This is a genomic window from Geodermatophilus sp. SYSU D01106, assembly GCF_054049995.1.
This window is the reverse complement of the sequence record NZ_JBJGYM010000002.1, coordinates 114,130-130,071: the sequence shown is the minus strand read 5'-3', so window position 1 is coordinate 130,071 and position 15,942 is coordinate 114,130. Positions and strand designations below refer to the sequence as shown.

General features: G+C 76.1%; 17 protein-coding genes. 10 read left to right on the top strand and 7 right to left on the bottom strand.

Annotated elements, in window-relative coordinates:
* The first annotated feature begins 20 nt into the window (after positions 1–20).
* Positions 21–1,088, top strand: coding sequence for an alpha/beta fold hydrolase (locus ACI78R_RS02795; RefSeq protein WP_457039587.1), 1,068 nt, complete (start codon positions 21–23; stop codon positions 1,086–1,088).
* Between the two features lie 43 nt (positions 1,089–1,131).
* On the opposite strand, the gene ACI78R_RS02790 is transcribed toward ACI78R_RS02795, so the two are convergent.
* Positions 1,132–1,833, bottom strand: coding sequence for a DUF4386 domain-containing protein (locus ACI78R_RS02790; protein ID WP_457039586.1), 702 nt, complete (start codon positions 1,831–1,833; stop codon positions 1,132–1,134).
* Between the two features lie 94 nt (positions 1,834–1,927).
* Here ACI78R_RS02790 and ACI78R_RS02785 point away from each other — a divergent pair, with 94 nt between their 5' ends.
* Positions 1,928–2,608: a TetR/AcrR family transcriptional regulator gene (locus tag ACI78R_RS02785; protein ID WP_457039585.1), complete on the top strand. Its 681-nt coding sequence runs from the start codon at positions 1,928–1,930 to the stop codon at positions 2,606–2,608.
* 15 nt (positions 2,609–2,623) lie between these two features.
* Here ACI78R_RS02785 and ACI78R_RS02780 read toward each other — a convergent pair whose 3' ends face one another.
* Entirely contained in the window at positions 2,624–3,004 is a 381-nt protein-coding gene (locus tag ACI78R_RS02780) for a winged helix-turn-helix transcriptional regulator (RefSeq protein ID WP_457039584.1), read from the bottom strand.
* 87 nt (positions 3,005–3,091) lie between these two features.
* Here ACI78R_RS02780 and ACI78R_RS02775 point away from each other — a divergent pair, with 87 nt between their 5' ends.
* The 8 genes from ACI78R_RS02775 to ACI78R_RS02740 all read left to right on the top strand — a co-directional run bounded on the left by ACI78R_RS02775 (position 3,092) and on the right by ACI78R_RS02740 (position 9,775).
* Positions 3,092–3,946 carry an SDR family oxidoreductase gene (locus ACI78R_RS02775; RefSeq protein WP_457039583.1) on the top strand — a complete coding sequence of 285 codons (855 nt, stop codon included), beginning with the start codon at positions 3,092–3,094 and terminating at the stop codon, positions 3,944–3,946.
* Positions 3,947–4,121: 175 nt separating this feature from the next.
* Positions 4,122–4,298 carry a hypothetical protein gene (locus ACI78R_RS02770; RefSeq protein ID WP_175562787.1) on the top strand — a complete coding sequence of 59 codons (177 nt, stop codon included), beginning with the start codon at positions 4,122–4,124 and terminating at the stop codon, positions 4,296–4,298.
* Between the two features lie 36 nt (positions 4,299–4,334).
* On the top strand, positions 4,335–5,852 hold the full coding sequence (locus tag ACI78R_RS02765; protein WP_457039582.1) for an adenylate/guanylate cyclase domain-containing protein: 1,518 nt from the start codon (positions 4,335–4,337) through the stop codon (positions 5,850–5,852).
* A 120-nt stretch (positions 5,853–5,972) separates the two neighbouring features.
* Complete coding sequence (locus ACI78R_RS02760; protein WP_073418898.1) at positions 5,973–6,515, top strand: RNA polymerase sigma factor; 543 nt, start codon at positions 5,973–5,975, stop codon at positions 6,513–6,515.
* Positions 6,512–7,366 carry a hypothetical protein gene (locus ACI78R_RS02755; protein WP_457039581.1) on the top strand — a complete coding sequence of 285 codons (855 nt, stop codon included), beginning with the start codon at positions 6,512–6,514 and terminating at the stop codon, positions 7,364–7,366. The genes ACI78R_RS02760 and ACI78R_RS02755 overlap by 4 nt, the downstream gene beginning before the upstream one ends.
* Complete coding sequence (locus ACI78R_RS02750) at positions 7,363–8,226, top strand: ABC transporter ATP-binding protein (RefSeq protein ID WP_073418900.1); 864 nt, start codon at positions 7,363–7,365, stop codon at positions 8,224–8,226. Before ACI78R_RS02755 ends, ACI78R_RS02750 begins: the two co-directional genes overlap by 4 nt.
* The gene (locus ACI78R_RS02745) at positions 8,223–9,179 is read left to right on the top strand and encodes a hypothetical protein (protein ID WP_457039580.1); all 957 of its coding nucleotides are present in this window, start codon (positions 8,223–8,225) and stop codon (positions 9,177–9,179) included. Before ACI78R_RS02750 ends, ACI78R_RS02745 begins: the two co-directional genes overlap by 4 nt.
* Positions 9,176–9,775 (top strand): hypothetical protein, encoded by a 600-nt coding sequence (locus ACI78R_RS02740; protein WP_457039579.1) that lies wholly within the window; start codon positions 9,176–9,178, stop codon positions 9,773–9,775. Before ACI78R_RS02745 ends, ACI78R_RS02740 begins: the two co-directional genes overlap by 4 nt.
* A 15-nt stretch (positions 9,776–9,790) precedes the next feature.
* Here the strand turns inward: ACI78R_RS02740 and ACI78R_RS02735 are convergent, their stop codons facing one another.
* The 5 genes from ACI78R_RS02735 to ACI78R_RS02715 all read right to left on the bottom strand — a co-directional run bounded on the left by ACI78R_RS02735 (position 9,791) and on the right by ACI78R_RS02715 (position 15,898).
* On the bottom strand, positions 9,791–10,816 hold the full coding sequence (locus ACI78R_RS02735) for a potassium channel family protein (protein ID WP_457039578.1): 1,026 nt from the start codon (positions 10,814–10,816) through the stop codon (positions 9,791–9,793).
* Positions 10,817–10,882: 66 nt separating this feature from the next.
* A complete protein-coding gene (locus tag ACI78R_RS02730; RefSeq protein WP_457039577.1) occupies positions 10,883–12,628 on the bottom strand; it encodes a class I adenylate-forming enzyme family protein in 1,746 nt (581 codons plus the stop codon).
* 115 nt (positions 12,629–12,743) lie between these two features.
* Positions 12,744–14,315 (bottom strand): long-chain-fatty-acid--CoA ligase, encoded by a 1,572-nt coding sequence (locus ACI78R_RS02725; RefSeq protein ID WP_457039576.1) that lies wholly within the window; start codon positions 14,313–14,315, stop codon positions 12,744–12,746.
* Positions 14,316–14,373: 58 nt separating this feature from the next.
* A complete protein-coding gene (locus ACI78R_RS02720) occupies positions 14,374–15,210 on the bottom strand; it encodes a class I SAM-dependent methyltransferase (RefSeq protein WP_457039575.1) in 837 nt (278 codons plus the stop codon).
* A 34-nt stretch (positions 15,211–15,244) separates the two neighbouring features.
* The gene (locus ACI78R_RS02715; RefSeq protein WP_217651125.1) at positions 15,245–15,898 is read right to left on the bottom strand and encodes a TetR/AcrR family transcriptional regulator; all 654 of its coding nucleotides are present in this window, start codon (positions 15,896–15,898) and stop codon (positions 15,245–15,247) included.
* Positions 15,899–15,942: the final 44 nt, after the last annotated feature.

Sequence of the window (15,942 nt, the reverse complement as noted above, 5' to 3'; positions counted from 1 at the left end):
CCCAGACGAGGGGAGCCGCCGTGATCGAGAACGCCTTCTACACGCCCGAGGTGCAGGGTGCCTACGAGCTGCACGCGCTCGGCGGGTTCGACCTCGAGGAGGGCGGGCGCATCCCCGACCTGCGGCTGGCCTACGCCACCTACGGCGAGCTCAGTCCGTCCAAGGACAACGCGATCCTCATCCCCACCTGGTTCAGCGGCACGCACGCCACCTGGGAGCAGACCTACATCGGCCCCGGCCGGGCGCTGGACCCCTCCCGCTGGTTCATCGTCGTGGTCAACCAGATCGGCAACGGGCTGTGCACCTCGCCGCACAACACCGACGGTGAGATCGCCATGTCGCGCTTCCCGCGGGTGCGGATCGGCGACGACGTCCGCGCCCAGCAGCAGCTCGCCGCGGAGCTGTTCGGCATCGAGCGGTGGGCGCTGGTGGTCGGCGGGTCGATGGGCGCCCAGCAGACCTACGAGTGGGCGGTGCGCTTCCCCGACCGGGTGCTGCGCGCCGCGCCCATCGCCGGCACCGCGCAGAACACCCCGCACGACTTCCTGTTCACCCGCTCGCTCATGGACGCCATCACCTCCGACCCCGGCTGGAACGGCGGTGAGTACCGCTCGCACACCGACGTCGCCGACGGCCTGCGCCGGCACGCCGACATCTGGGCCGTGCTCGGCCTGTCCACGGAGTTCTGGAAGACCGAGTACTGGCGGACCATCGAGATCCCCGACGTCACCTGGTCGACGTTCGAGGAGTTCCAGGAGCGGTTCGTGCAGGCCACGTTCCTCGCGATGGACCCCAACGCCCTGCTCACCATGGGCTGGAAGTGGCAGCGCGGCGACGTCACCCGCTTCACCGGCGGCGACCTCGCCGAGGCGCTGGGCCGGATCACGGCGAAGACGTTCGTCATGCCGATCGACGAGGACATGTTCTTCCCCGTCCGCGACTGCGCCGCCGAGCAGGCGCTGATCCCGGGGAGCGAGCTGCGCGTGCTGCCGAGCATCGCCGGCCACTTCGGGCTGTTCGGCTTCGAGAAGACCTACCTCGACGAGGTCGACCGCAACCTCACCGAGCTGCTCGAGGCCCGGGTGTGACGCGCGGGCGGGCGGCGTCCCGGCGCCGCCCGCCCGTCACGGGTCAGGCGGGGACGAGCTCCGACCGGGCCGGCAGGACGGCGGCCGGCCGGCGGAAGCCGCGCGCGATCAGGTACACCGCCAGCGAGATCTCCCACGCGGCCACCGGGACGGCGCCGAGCATGCCCCACACCGAGACCTGCTCGTAGACGCCGAAGAGGACGGCCGTCGACGAGAGGGTCACCAGCGGGCCGCCGACCAGGCCGAGCACGGCCACCGGCCGGGGCGCGAGCCGGCCTCGGTACACGAGTGCGGCGAGCAGCAGCGTGTTGCCGCCGATGACGAGGCCGGGGCCGACGAGGAACGTCGCGTCGTGCAGCGCGACCAGGCCCTGCGCGACGCCCACGAGCGGACCGCCGTCGGTCCCCGCGGCGTCCTGGCGCAGCGTGACCACGGCGAGGACGGCGACGATCCCGACGGTGATGACGGCGGCCTCCAGCAGGCGGCCGGCGACGTAGCCCAACGCGAGCGCGCGGCCGTGCCGCTCGACCACCGGGAAGGCCGTGACGGCGGTCCCGATGACGGCGGCGGCGAGCACCACCTCGAGGAACGCCCCCCACAGCACCCGGGTGTCCGCACCCGGGCCCAGGACGTAGCCCGGGTCGCCCAGCAGCGGCTGGTACAGCGCGAGGGCGACGACCGCGGCGACGGCCGCGACCAGGAAGAACACGCCGGTGACGACGGCGGCTGCGCGGGACTCCCGCATGGACGACCAGCTCCTCTGCTCCGTGGTGTACGGCGTACACCAACGCCGCGGACGTTAGGTGTACGGTGTACGCCTGTCAAGGAGGGGAGGTCGGGTGGCACGTGAGCCGCTGTCCCGTGAGCGGGTGCTCCGGGCCGCCGTCGAGCTGGCCGACGGGTCCGGCCTCGACGCGGTGAGCATGCGCGGGCTGGCGCAGGTGCTCGGCGTCGTCCCGATGGCCCTCTACAAGCACGTGGCGAACAAGGACGAGCTGCTCGACGGGATGGTCGACGCCGTCATCGGCGAGTTCGAGGCGCCCGACCCCGCGCTGGACTGGCCCGACGCCGTCCGGGCGCGGCTGCTGTCCGCGCGCCGGGCGGTGCTGCGGCACGCCTGGGCGCGGCGGGCCATCGAGTCGCGCACCCGGCGCACGCCCGCGGTGCTCGGCTACATGGACGCCGTCGCCGGCACCTTCCGCCGCGGCGGCCTCTCGGTCGACCTGACCCACCACGTGATGCACGCGCTGGGCAACCGCATCTGGGGGTTCAGCCCCGAGCTGTTCGACGCGCCGGCCGACCCGTCGGCGCCGCCGCCTCCCGCGGAGCAGCAGCGGGCGACGGCCGAGGAGTTCGGCCGGCGCTTCCCGTACGTCCTGGAGATCGCCACCGCGGCGACCGGCGGGGACCTGTCCGCCGTCGGCGGCGGGTGCGACGAGCAGTTCGAGTTCGAGTTCGCCCTGGACCTGCTGCTCGACGGCGTCGCGCGGCTGCACGGCCGCGGCTGGCGCTCGACCTGAGCGGCCCGCCCGGCGTCAGCGCGGGCGGTGGTCCTCCCGGGCCCGCTCGACCTCGGGCGCGGCCTCCTCGAGCACGTCGGCGAGGTCGCGCAGGCCCGTGGCCACCCGGGCGCCGAGCGGCGTGAGCGCGTACTCGACCCGCGGCGGGATGGTGGTGACGACGTCGCGGCTGACCATGCCGTCGCGCTCGAGGGCCTGCAGCGTCTGCGACAGCATCTTCTCGCTCACGCCGTCGACCCGGCGGCGCAGCGCGTTGAACCGGTACCCGCCTTCGTGCAGCGCGATCAGGGTCAGCGACGCCCACTTGGCGGTGACGTCCTCGAACGCCGAGCGGGACGTGCAGTCGCGGGCGAAGACGTCGGCGACCAGCGCGGGGGAGGGGCCCGGCTCGCTCATGCCGCCAGCGTAGGACCACCGGCGGAATGGAGGGCACTTTCTCCTGGTTAGTGCCCCCGACCGAGTTCCCGATCGAGGAGTCCCCGCATGACCACCTACGCCGTCACCGGAGCCACCGGCCACCTCGGCCGCCGCGCCGTCCAGGAGCTGCTGGACCGCGGCGTGCCGGCAGGCGACGTCGTCGCCGTCGCCCGCCGTCCCGAGGCCGCGGCCGACCTGGCCGGCCGCGGCGTGCAGGTCCGCCACGGCGACTACTCGCAGCCGGGCACGCTGCCCGCCGCGCTGGCCGGCGTCGACCGGCTGCTGCTGGTCTCCGGCAGCGAGCCGGGGCAGCGGGTCGCCCAGCACACCGCCGTGATCGAGGCGGCCGCGGCGGCCGGCGTGCAGCGGATCGTCTACACCTCGATCGCGCACGCCGACACGTCCACGAACCCGCTGGCCCCCGAGCACCGTGAGACCGAGGGGGTGCTCGCCCGCTCCGGCGTCCCGGCGACGGTGCTGCGCAACAGCTGGTACGCCGAGAACTACGCCGCCCAGGTCGACCAGTACCTGGCCACCGGCGAGGTCCTCGGCGCCGCGGGCGACGGCCGGGTCTCGATCGCCGCGCGCGAGGACTTCGCCGTCGCCGCCGCGGCCGCGCTGCTCGCCGACGGCGACGGCGGCGTCCACGAGGTCGGCGGGCCCGGCGTCACGCTCGCCGACCTCGCCGCCGCCGTCACCGAGGTGACCGGCACGCCGGTCGCGTACCGCGACCTGCCGGTGGACGAGTACGCCGCCGCGCTGCGGTCCGCCGGTCTCGACGAGGGGACGGCGGGCTTCGTCGCCGGCATCGACGCCTCGATCGCCCGCGGCGACCTCGACACCGGCGACGCCGACCTCGCCGCCCTGCTCGGCCGCCCGGCGACCCCGCTGGCCGACGCGCTGCGCGCCGCCCGCGGCTGAGCCCGGACGCGGCCGCCCGGGCTCGCCCCCGGGCGGCCGCGCGCTACCGCAGGGCCGGCCCGCGCGCGCGGCAGGATCCGCCGTCCCCCCTCGGAGGGGTGAGATGCGCCGCCTGGCTGGAGCGACCACACCCACCTGCCGATCTCCTGTGCACGGACGACAGGAGGTCCCCCTCATGAACCCCATCGCGTGCCGCGCCGTGGCGCAGGCCGGCCTGGTGGCCGCCACCGCCTCGGCCGACGACGAGCGCCCCTGGCCGCTGCTGCTCGTGGCCGGCTGGCACTCCACCGCGGTCGACCTCGTGCTCGCCGACGGTCTCGTCGCCGAGGCGCTGGCCGAGCTGCCCGTCTGACCGTGTCCCCGCCCGCGCGGGGTCGTTGAGCCGGTCGTGGTCCCGACCGGCACGCGCAGCACCGCCCTCCGGCGGGCCGACGACGTGCTGGCCTGGGCGCCGAGCGGCCGGGTCGCCGTCCCGCTCATCGTGGCGCTGGTCGTCGTCGCCGACCTCGTCGGTGTCGGCACCGTCACCCTGCTGCTGCTCGGCGTCTCCGACGACGGGGCGAGCGCCGGCCGCGCGCCGGTGCTGCTCGCCGCGCTCGGCTACCTGCTCCTCGCGCTCCCGCTGGCCACCCTGGCCGGCCTGCGCCGCCAGCGCGCCACGACCGCCTGGCTGGTCGCCCGCCGCACGCCCACCCCCGCCGAGGCGGCCTCCGCGCTGCGCCTGCCGGTGGACACCGCGCTGATCGCCGGCTCGGTCTGGCTGCTCGGTGCGGTGCTCGTCGGCGTCGTCGCCGCGCTCACGTTCCCCGAACCGCTCGTCGGCCTGCGGGTCGGCGTCGCCACCCTGCTCGGCGGCGCGGCCACCGCCTGCGTCGTCTACCTGCTCGTCGCGCGCGCCGCGCGCGGCGTCACCACCCGCGCGCTGGCCGCGCACCCGCCGTCGGGGCGGCTCGCCCTCGGCGTGCGCCCCCGCCTGCTGCTCACCTGGAGCCTCACGAGCGCCGTGCCGCTGCTCGGCGTGGTCCTGCTGTTCGTCGACCCGAGCAACCCCGGCGGCCCCGGGCGCACCGCGGTGGTCTTCCTCGCCGTCGTCGCGCTGCTGGTCGGCGGGCTGGCCACCGTGCTGCTCGCCCGCGCCGTCGGGGCGCCGCTGCGCGACCTGCGCGAGGCGGTGCAGCGGGTGGGGGACGGCGACTACGCGGCCGCGGTGACCGTCGACGACGCCGGCGAGATCGGACTGCTGCAGGCGGGCGTCGCCACGATGGCCGCGGGGCTGGCCGAGCGGGAGCGGCTGCGCGACCTGTTCGGCCGGCACGTGGGCACCCCGGTGGCCGCGCGGGCGCTGGCCGAGGGCGCGTCGCTGGGCGGCGAGCTGCGCACGGTGGCGGCGCTGTTCGTGGACATCGCGGGCTCCACCTCGCTGGCGCGGCGCACCGGCCCGGAGGAGATGGTCGGCCTGCTCAACCGCTTCTTCGCCGTCGTCGTCGAGGCGATCGAGGCCGAGGGCGGGCTGGTCGACAAGTTCGAGGGCGACGCGGCGCTGTGCGTGTTCGGCGCACCCACCGCCCACCCCGACCCGCCGGGCGCCGCGCTGCGGGCGGCTCGGCGGATCTGCGACGCCGTCCGGGCGGCCGGCGAGGTCGACGTCGGGGTGGGAGTGGCCTGCGGGCCGGTGTGGGCCGGGCAGGTCGGCACCGCCAGCCGGCTGGAGTACACGGTGATCGGCGACCCGGTGAACGAGGCCGCGAGGCTCACCGAGCTCGCCAAGGACGACCCGGGACGGGCGGTGGCCAGCGAGGCCGTGGTGCGGGCGGCCGGCGGCGAGGCCGCGCACTGGCGGCCCGCCGCGGAGGTGGAGCTGCGCGGCCGCGGGGAGCCGACCCGCACCTGGGTGCGCCGGACCTGACGAGGCACGCACCCCGGTGCGCCGGCACTTCCTGGAGGGCGCCGGCGCCGGGACACTCCGGGACCGGAGCTGCTGCCGGACCGGTGAACAGCTCGAGGCCTCCGGAGCTACAGGTGCAGCATGAGGCAGGAACCGCGCTCGGACGGGGACCTGCTGCGGGCCGTCGCCGACGGGGACCGGTCGGCGCTGCGCGAGCTGTACGACCGGCACGCCCCCTGGCTGCGGGCACGGCTGGCCCGCCGGTGCGGCGACCCGGGCGTGGTGGAGGAGGTCCTGCAGGACACGTTCCTCGCGGTCTGGCGCACCCCGACCGGCTACCGGGGTTCCGGGGACGTCCCCGCCTGGCTGTGGGGCATCGGGATCCGCCGGTTGCTGGCCGCCGTCCGGCCGCGTCGTCCGCTGCCACTGCGTCTGCTGGTCCCGCCCCCCGCGCCGTCGGCGGAGGACGAGGTGCTCGTCGCCGTCGAGCACGGCGACCTCGCCTCCGCGGTCGACGGCCTCTCGCCGGAGCTGCGCGCCGTCGTGCGCGCCGTGGTCCTGGACGGACTGACCAGCCGCGAGGCGGCCCGGCTGCTGGGGGTCCCGCCCGGCACCGTCCGCACGCGGATGGCCCGGGCGCGCGCCCAGATGCAGGCGGCACTGACCCAGGAGGCACTCCCATGAGCTGGCACGTCGACGCGAGGACGTGGACCGGGTACCGCGCCGGTGCCCTGTCCGACGCCGCGGCGGCCTCCGTCGAGACGCACCTCCTCGCGTGCGCGGCCTGCCGGGAGGTGCCCGCCTCCGGTGCCACGCCGGAGGAACGGGCCCTGCACGAGCGCAGCTGGGACGCACTGGGTTCCGCTGTCGACCGGGAGCCGGCGTCCGCGGTCGAGGGGCTGCTGGGGCGGGTGCTGCCGCCGCACGTGGTCCGGCTGCTGGCGGCCGCGCCCGCCCTGCGGCGGGCCTGGTGGGCCGCGGGGACCGCGCTGCTGGCACTGGCCCTGCTCGCCGCCCACCTGGGCACCGGCACGGTGGGGACGGTCCTGTTCGTGGTGACCGCGCCGCTGCTGCCCCTGGGCGGGGTGGCCCTCGCCTACGCCGCCGTCGACGACCTCGCCGGCGACGTGGCCACCACGACGCCGTACCCACGGTTCCGGCTGCTGCTCCTGCGGACGGTGGCCGTCGCGGCGGTCACCCTGCCGGTCACCGCAGTGCTGGCCCTGGCGCTGCCGGGGGGCTCCCGTGCCGCCACCCTCTGGTTGGCCCCCGCGCTCGCGCTCTGCGCGCTCACCCTGGCGCTCTCGGCCCGTGCCGATCCTCGCCGGGTCGCGGCCGTCCTGACGCTGCTGTGGCTGGCCGTCTCCTGGAACGTGCTGCGCCCCTCGCGCCTCCCCCTCGCGGTCGACGGGGTGCTCGACCGCTCCCTCGCCTTCCGCCCGGCCGGCCAGGCGGCGTTGCTCTGCGTCGCCGTGCTGGCCGCCCTGGCCGCCGTCACCCGCCGCACCAGCTTCGAGGACAGGAGCAGGAGATGACCCTCCCCGTCGCGCTCGCCGGCGTCGGCAAGCGCTTCCGCGGCACGACCGCGCTGCAGGACGTCACGCTGGAGCTCCGGCCCGGTGTGACCGGGCTGCTCGGCCCGAACGGGGCGGGGAAGACCACCCTGCTGCGGATCGTGGCGACCGCGCTGTCACCCGATGCCGGGACGGTGCGGGTGCTCGGCGCGGACCCGGCGGATCCCGCGGGGCGGCTCGCCATCCGGCGGCGGCTGGGCTACCTGCCGCAGGAGTCGGGCGCCTACAGCGGCTTCACGGCCTTCTCCTTCGTCGACTACGTCGCGGTGCTCAAGGAGATGACCGACCGGTCGGCCCGGCATGCGGAGGTCCGCCGCGTGCTCGACGCCGTCGGCCTCGGGGACCGTGCGCACCAGCGCATCCGCGCGCTCTCGGGTGGGATGCGTCGCCGGGTGGGGCTGGCCCAGGCGCTGCTCGGCCACCCGGATCTGCTGGTCCTGGACGAGCCGACGGTGGGCCTGGACCCCGAGCAGCGGCTGCGCTTCCGAGAGGTCCTGGCCGGGCTGCCCGACGACGCGACGGTGCTGCTGTCCACGCACCTGACCGAGGACGTCGCCGCGTTGTGTCCCACCGTCGTCGTCCTCGACTCCGGCCGGGTGCTCTTCCACGGCGAGACCACGGCCCTGGCCGCCCTGGCCGACGGGCGGGTGTGGGACGCCGAGGCGCCCGACCCACGTGCCGCCGTCTCGTGGCGCACTCCGGAGGGCCGCTTCCGCAACGTGGGTTCCCCACCGCCCGGGGCCGCCCTCGTGCCGGCCGGGCCGGAGCACGGGTACCTGCTGCTCACCGGCTCCACGGCCGCCGAGCAGGTGGCGTCGTGACCGCGGCGGTCGCCGGCCGCGACGTCGTCGTCGGACGGGACACCGTCGCCGCGCTGGCCCGCGCGGAGGTGCGCTACACCGCGCGCAACCCGGTCCTCTGGGCCGGGGCCGCCCTGTCGGCCGTGGGCACCTGGTACGTGAGCACCGACGGGACCTTCACCGAGGGCCGGTCGGTCACCGACGGCTACGGGACCTGGGAGCTGGCCGCCGCTCCGCTCGCGCTCGCCGCCTTCCTGGTGGGCAACTGGGCGGCCCTCCGGGAGCGGCCGGCCACCACGGCGGAGATGTTCACGAGCACCCCCGCCCGGCGGTGGGACCGGACGCTCGGCCTGCTCGCCGCGGCCGGGGTGCCCGCGATCCTCGCGCTGGTGCTCATGGCGGCGCAGTGGACCGCGGTGGTCGCTCAGGGTGGGGTCCGCATCGGGCAGGGCCGGTGGTCGAGCACCGTCACCCCGACGCCCCTGGAGCTGGTGGGCGCCCCGCTGGCGGTGGCCTGCGCCTTCGTGGCGGGCGTCGCGATGGCCCGCGTGGTGCGGTCCCGGGCCATCGGCAGCGTGCTCGGCTTCGTGGGCTGGGCGTTCCTGTACGTGTTCTTCTGGATCTGGTTCACCGCGCCGTTCGGGGTCTTCGCGGTCTCGCGGTCCTCGGTCGTGACGGCCGACCTCGGACGGGACCCGTCGACGGCGGAGCTGGCCCGGTGGGACGGAGTGGACCCGCCGGGCGCGTTCGCGGAGACCTACCTCGCCGGCTCCCGCGACCTCGGCTTCCACGGCCTGCACCTGACCTACGTGCTGGGGCTTGTGGTGCTCCTCGCCGGGGTGGCGCTGGCGCGCAGCGGCCCGGACCGGCGGACGCGTGCGGTGCTCGTCGCCGGCCTGCTCCTCGTCGTGCTGGGCGTCGCCGGGCAGTTCCTCGTGCACGACGGAGCGGGCACGTGGATGGGGTCCCTGTGAGCTCCGCCGTCGTGCGCTGGCCGGCGCTGCTCGCCGCCACCGGCACCGTGCTCCCCTGGGGCCCGGTCCTGGCGGCGGGCGGTGCCGGCCTGGCGACGGCAGGGGCGATGGCCGTCGTGCCGCCCGGGGGTGACGGGCTCCTGCTGGTGCTCGGCGTGCTGGTGCTGGTCACCGGCGTCGCCGTCGCCGGCGAGGACCCCTCGGCCGCCGTGGCCGAGGTGGCGCCCGTGGGGCCTCGGCGCCGGCTGGCGGCCCGGCTGCTGCTGGTCCTGCCCGTGTCGGCCGCCGCGCTCGCGGGCGTGTGGGTGCTGGCGGTCCTCGCCGGTGCCGCGCCGGGGCGCGGGCCGGTCCTGCTGTGGGTGTCGCTCGCCGCCGTCGCGACCGCCGTGGGCGCCGCTGCCGCACGCAGCGCGGCGGCGGTCCCGGGCCCGCCGGCCGCGGCCGCCGTCCTCGGTGCCGGCCTGCTCGCCGTCCCGCTCCTGCCGGCGTCGGTGACGGGGCTGCCGCCCTGGGACTCGGCGGCCGAGCGGGTGGCCTGGGCGCTCGCGGTCTCGACGCTGGTGCTCGCGCGGGCGACGCGCGACCGCGCGGCCTGAGCGGTACGCCTGTGCTCAGTGCGAGCGGACGACCACCAGGACGTCCTGGCTCTGCAGCGTGCCGATGAGCGGGTCGTCGAAGCGCAGCGTGCGCCCGCCGCGGGTCACCGACAGCACGATGTCGCGCAGGTCGCGCGGGCCCAGGCCCACCTCGCCGGAGCTCACCGCGCGCTGCGACAGGTCGAGTCCCTGGCCGCCGGTGACGAGATCCTCGACCACCGAGACCACCCGGGGGCTGTCGGTGGACAGGCCCAGCAGGCGCCCTGCCGTCGCCGAGGTCGTGATCACCGTGTCCGCGCCGGACTGCCGCAGGAGCTGGGCGTTCTCCTCCTCGCGCACGCTGGTGGTGATCGGCACGGTCGGGTTGAGCTGGCGCACGGTGAGGGTGATGAGCACCGCGGCGTCGTCGCGGTTGGCCGCCACGATCACCGCCCGCGCCCGCTCGACGTGCGCCCGGCGCAGCACCTCGGTCCGCCCGGCGTCGCCCACGATGCCGGTCAGCCCGATGGAGTTGGCCTCGTCGATCGCCCGCGTCTCGGGGTCCACGACGACGATGTTCTCGAGCGGCGTGCCGGTGGCCTGCAGCGAGCGGATGGCGCTGCGGCCCTTGGTGCCGTAGCCGCACACGATGACGTGCTGGCGCACGCGGGACCTCCAGCGACGGATGCGGAACTCCTCGCGCGAGCGCGCGGTGAGCGCCTCGAGCGTGGTGCCGATGAGGACGATCAGGAACATGACGCGCAGGGGCGTGATGACGGCGAAGTTGAACAGCCGGGCGCCGGCGGTCACGGGGACGATGTCGCCGTAGCCCGTGGTCGAGAGCGACACCGTCGAGTAGTAGGCGGCGTCGAGCAGGGTGACGTCGCCGTCGGCGTTGTCGCGGTAGCCCTCGCGGTCCAGCCAGACCAGCAGGATCGTCAGCACCAGGATGCCGGTCGCGATGACGAGACGCCGCACCACCTGCCGGATCGGGGTGGGCTCCTCGTGGGCGATCTGCACCCCGGTGTGCGGGTCCTCGTTCGCCCCGTGTCCGCCGATCACGTCGCGGACGATAGCGAGCGGGGGCGGCGCCCACCGGGATGCCGGTGCGCACCGCCCCCGATCGGGTCAGCCCTGGGCCGCGGCCTCGCGCTCGCGGGCGGCCAGTTCGCGCTTGAGCACCTTGCCCGCCGCCGACACCGGGATGGCGTCGATGAACACGACGTCGCGCAGCCGCTTGTAGTGCGTCACCCGGTCGTTGACCGCGGCCATCACCGACTCGGCGGTCAGCGCGGCGCCGGCGTCGTCGGCCTTGCGCACGACGTAGGCGACCGGCAGCTCCCCGGCGGCCTCGTCGGGCCGGCCGACGACGGCCGCGCCGGCCACGCCCGGCACGCCGAAGAGGACCTCCTCCAGCTCGCGCGGGAACACGTTGTAGCCCTTGTAGAGCAGCATGTCCTTGGTGCGGTCGACGATCGACAGGTAGCCGTCCTCGTCGAGCACGCCGACGTCGCCGGTGTGGAACCAGCCGTCGGGGTCGATGCTCTCGGCGGTCGCGTCGGGCCGGTGGGCGTAGCCGCGCATGACCTGCGGCCCGCGGATGCACACCTCGCCGCGCTCGCCCACGGGCAGCGGCTCGCCGCCGCCGAGCGGGCGGATGGTGATCTCGGTGTCGAACACCGGGACGCCGACCGACCCGGCCTTGCGGGTGCCCGACCGGAACGACGGGTTGCCGGTGGCCTGCATGGTCACCTCGGTGAGGCCGTAGCCCTCGCCGATCACGGCGTTGGGCAGGACGGCCTGCAGCTTCTCGATGAGCGGTACCGGCAGCGGCGCGGCGCCGCTGGAGACGCCGCGGACGTGCGACCAGTCCTGCTCGGTGAAGCCGGGCACCTGCAGCAGCGCGACGAACACCGGCGGCGCCCCGCCGATGCTCGTGACCTCGTACCGCTTGGCGTCCTCGACGTACCGCACCGGGTCGAACCGCATGTGGATGACGGTCGTGGTGCCGCCGAGCACCATCCCGTTGAGGTAGCCGATCGCGCCCATCGCGTGGAACCAGGGCGTGAGGTTGATCAGCCGCGCCTGGCCGAGCCGGATCGGGTACTCGTCCTCGCCGAGCACCTGCCGCACGGTGACGTCGCCGGCCTCGTCGAGCTCGGGCAGCGACCCCGACGTCCAGCACGCCGACTGCAGGACGTTGGTGACGACGTTGCGGTGCGGCAGCTCCACCCCCTTGCTCACCCCGGTGGTGCCGCCGGTGTAGGCCAGGTGGGCGAGGTCGGCGGCGGGGTCGATGCCGGCGTCGAGGTGCCGGTCGGTGGGGTCGGCGGCGAGCAGGTCGGCGAGGTCGACGTCGCCGTCCTCCAGGCCCTCGAGACGGGCGCCGAAGTCGAGGGTGTGCGCCTCACCGGTGACGACGACGGTGCGCACCGGCGTGGCCGCCAGCGCCGAGCGGACGAACGGCAGCACCTGGTCCCAGGTGACGAGCACGGTGGCGCCGGCGTCGGAGAGCTGGGCGGCGAGGTCGGCGGCCGGTAGCAGCGGGTTGGTGGGGGAGAAGACGGCGCCGGCCATCATCACGCCGTAGTAGACAGCCGGGTACTGGCGGCAGTTCGGGATGTGCACCGCCACGACGTCGCCGCGCCCCACCCCGGCGTCGGCCAGCCAGTTGGCCACCGCGGCCGCCCGCGCGCCGAGCTCCTCGAAGGTGAGCTCGACGTCGTGGTCGACGAACGCCGTGCGCGTGCCCCACCGGCGCACCGCGGCCCGCAGGATCGAGCCGACGGGGACCGACGGGTACTCGAGCGAGCGCGGCAGCCCGGGCGGCCAGCTGGCGGCCGTCGGGCTCGGTGCGGACTGCGTGGCGGTCATGCGGGTCCTCCCTGTCGGGTCCTGGGCCACGACAGCGTGTCCCACGTCACACCGGCTGTCGAGGTGCGCCGTGCAGCGACCGGAGGCCCTCCGACGGTGCTCGGTGCACAGCGGTTCAGACGGCGGGGTCGCTCACCAGCGAGCCGGCCCGGTGCTCGGTGCGCAGCGACGTCTTGAGCACCTTGCCGCTGGGGTTGCGCGGCAGTGCGGGCACGAACGCGTACTCGCGCGGGTGCTTGTAGCGGGCCAGCCGCTCGCGGCACCAGGCGGTGAGCTCCTCGGGCGTGGGCGGCGCGTCGGCGTCCCGCGGCGCGATCACCGCCAGCGGCGCCTCGCCGTAGCGGGCGTCGGGGACGCCGATCAGCGCGACCTCGGCCACGCCGGGGTGGGCGGCCAGCACGTCCTCGACCTCGGCGCAGTACACGTTCTCGCCGCCGGTGATGATCATGTCCTTCTTGCGGTCGACGACGTAGTAGTAGCCGTCCTCGTCCTCCCGGACCAGGTCGCCGGAGTGGAACCAGCCGCCGGCGAACGCCTCCGCCGTCGCCTCGGGCTTGCCCCAGTACTCCGCCATCACCATCGGGCTGCGGTAGACGATCTCGCCCACCTCGCCCACCGGGACGTCCTGCATCGCGTCGTCGACCACCCGGACCTCGACGTTGAGCATCGGGGTGCCCACCGAGCCGATCTTGCGCACCGAGTCCTCGCCGCGCAGGAAGCAGGTGACCGGGCTGCACTCGGTCTGGCCGAACGCGGTGATGACCTCCGCCTGCGGGAACGTGTCGATCATCGTGCGCAGCAGCGTCGTCGACGCCGGGGCCGCGCCCCAGGAGATGCGCCGCAGGCTGGAGAGGTCGCGGTCGGCGATGCCGGGCACCGCGACGACGGCGGCCCACATCGCGGGCACCAGGAAGATGCTGCTCACCCGCTCGCGCTCGATGAGGTCGAGCGTGGCGACCGGGTCGAACCCGCCGCTCTTGAGGATCACGTGCGTGCCGCCGAGCAGCAGCGGCGGCAGCCCGCCGGCGAGGCCCGCGATGTGGAACAGCGGGGCGCCGGGGACGCCGACCCGGTCGTCGTCGCCCCAGCCGAGGTGGGTGACCTGGCTGAACACGTGCATGAGCAGGTTGCGGTGGGTGAGCACGGCGCCCTTGGGGCGGCCGGTGGTGCCCGACGTGTACATGATGAACGCGGGCGCGGTCTCGTCGACCTCGACGCCGGGCGGCTCCGGCGAGGCGGCGGCCATGGCGTCCTCGAGGTCCCCGCCGAGCGTGAGGACCGTGGCCAGTTCCGGCGCCTGCTCGCGGGCCTTGGTGGCCACCTCGGCGAGGGCGGCGTCGACCAGCAGCGCGGTGGCGCCGGAGTCGGTGAGCACGTAGGCGACCTCGTCGGCGACCAGCCGGAAGTTGACCGGGACGACGACCGCGCCGAGCCGGACGCCGGCCAGGTAGGCCTCCCACACCTCCATCGAGTTGAGCCCGAGCACCGCCACCCGGTCGCCGGTGCCGACCCCGCGGCCGGCCAGCGCGTTGGCCAGCCGGGTGACCCGCTCGTCCAGCTGGGCGTAGGTGCGCCCGCCGCCGTCGAAGCGCAGCGCCCACGTGTCCGGGGTCCGGCGGGCCCAGCGCGCGAGCTGGTCGGCGGCGGTCATGCCGCGGCCCTGGAGGGTGGGGATCGGCACGCTCACGGGTCCTCCTCGGTCGGGGTGTGACCCGCGTCATGCTGGTGGCGACCTGACGCGGCGGTCAACCCTGACCGGGGCGTCTCGCGACCGCCCCGACGAGCAGCGGGTTGACCAGCACGGCGTCGGCCGCGGCGGCCTGCGCGCGCAGCCGCCGCCCGAGGTCGGCGGCGCCCACCTCGGCCGCGGTCGCCGTGCCGGTGCGCTCGAAGGCCGGCAGCAGGCTGACCGCGTCGCCGGCCACGACGGCCCAGCCCGTCGCGCCACCGCCCCGCTCGAGCGGCTGGCCGCAGGTGAGCACGGGGTCGGGCAGGCCGGCCGAGCGGTAGACGGCGGTCAGCCGCAGCCCGGCGTCGACGGGGACGCCGAGGCGGCCGAACGCCGTCAGCAGCCAGCCGTTGAACGCGTCCAGCAGCGGCAGCGGCGGGTGCGCCGCCCGGGTGGGGAGGACGACGTCGGCGAACGCGACGACCCCGCCGGGCCGCACCAGCGACGCCGCCCGGGCGACGAGGGCGACCGGGTCGGGCAGGTGTAGCAGGAGCAGCCGGCCGACCACCGCGTCGAGCGGGCCGGGCGGCTCCCAGGTGGTGACGTCGGCCTGCACGAAGGCGACGCCGGGCCGCCCGGCGGCGCGGCGCCGGGCCACCTCCAGCGGGCGCCGCGCGGCGTCGACGCCGGTCACCCGCCCGCCCGCGCCGATGCGGTCCGCGATCGCGAGGGTGACCGCGCCCGGGCCGCAGCCGAGGTCGGCCACCGCCATGCCGGGCGCGAGGCCCGCGGTGTCGAGCCAGGCCCCCGTGGCCGGACCGTAGAGCGAGGAGAGGGCGTCGAGCCGGGCCATCTCGGGGTCGTCGTCGCCGAGCACGTAGCCGGTGGGGGCGGCGGCCGCACGGTCGTCCATGCCCGGTCATCGTGGCCCGCGCGGCCGCCCGGCGTCAGTCCTCCGGGCGCGCGAGGAGCATCCGCGCGGCGAGCCGCCGCCACAGCGCCAGGTGCGGGTCGGTGGCCGCCGGCCGCTCGGTGAAGGCGTACACGCAGGCCACCCCGCGCATGCTCGTGAACAGCAGCTCGCACAGCTCCGCGTACAGCGGGGCGGCGGCGATCTCCGGCCCCCAGATGCCGTCGGCCACCCGCCGGATCGCCGCGCGCAGCCGCCGCTCCTCCACCCGCAGCGCCGAGCGCAGCCCGGGGTCGGTGCGGGCCGCGGTCCACAGCTCCATCGCCGCCCAGAACGGCGGCTCCTGGAACGTCGCCCACATGAGGTCGATGGCGCGGTCGACCCGTTCCTGGCCCGGCGGCTGGTCGGCCATGAGCGCCGCGGCGCGCTCCTCCACCTCGGCGAGCAGCGTCGTCGACAGGTGCCCCGCCGCGGCCACCAGGAGCTCGGCGCGGGACGGGAAGTGGTGCAGCAGCCGGCCGCGGGACACCCCGGCGCGGGCCTGGACGGCGAGCGTCGAGGCGCCGGCGTAGCCGTCCTCGACCAGGCAGGCGACGGCGGCGTCGAGGATGAGCGCGCGGCTGTCGGCCGTCCGCGCGGAGCGGGTGCGCGGCCCGTGCACGGCGGCGCTGTCCACGGGATCGGCGGTCACCCGGCGCAGGGTAGGCCGCCGCGCCCGCCCCGAACAGTCACCGT

What these genes read in the sequence shown, in the direction of transcription:
- ACI78R_RS02720 (WP_457039575.1), bottom strand. Translation starts at nt 15,210, where the DNA reads ATGGACGACCGTGCGGCCGCCGCCCCCACCGGCTACGTGCTCGGCGAC.
- ACI78R_RS02750 (WP_073418900.1), top strand. Translation starts at nt 7,363, where the DNA reads ATGACCCTCCCCGTCGCGCTCGCCGGCGTCGGCAAGCGCTTCCGCGGC.
- ACI78R_RS02730 (WP_457039577.1), bottom strand. Translation starts at nt 12,628, where the DNA reads ATGACCGCCACGCAGTCCGCACCGAGCCCGACGGCCGCCAGCTGGCCG.
- ACI78R_RS02775 (WP_457039583.1), top strand. Translation starts at nt 3,092, where the DNA reads ATGACCACCTACGCCGTCACCGGAGCCACCGGCCACCTCGGCCGCCGC.
- ACI78R_RS02760 (WP_073418898.1), top strand. Translation starts at nt 5,973, where the DNA reads ATGAGGCAGGAACCGCGCTCGGACGGGGACCTGCTGCGGGCCGTCGCC.
- ACI78R_RS02790 (WP_457039586.1), bottom strand. Translation starts at nt 1,833, where the DNA reads ATGCGGGAGTCCCGCGCAGCCGCCGTCGTCACCGGCGTGTTCTTCCTG.
- ACI78R_RS02780 (WP_457039584.1), bottom strand. Translation starts at nt 3,004, where the DNA reads ATGAGCGAGCCGGGCCCCTCCCCCGCGCTGGTCGCCGACGTCTTCGCC.
- ACI78R_RS02770 (WP_175562787.1), top strand. Translation starts at nt 4,122, where the DNA reads ATGAACCCCATCGCGTGCCGCGCCGTGGCGCAGGCCGGCCTGGTGGCC.
- ACI78R_RS02755 (WP_457039581.1), top strand. Translation starts at nt 6,512, where the DNA reads ATGAGCTGGCACGTCGACGCGAGGACGTGGACCGGGTACCGCGCCGGT.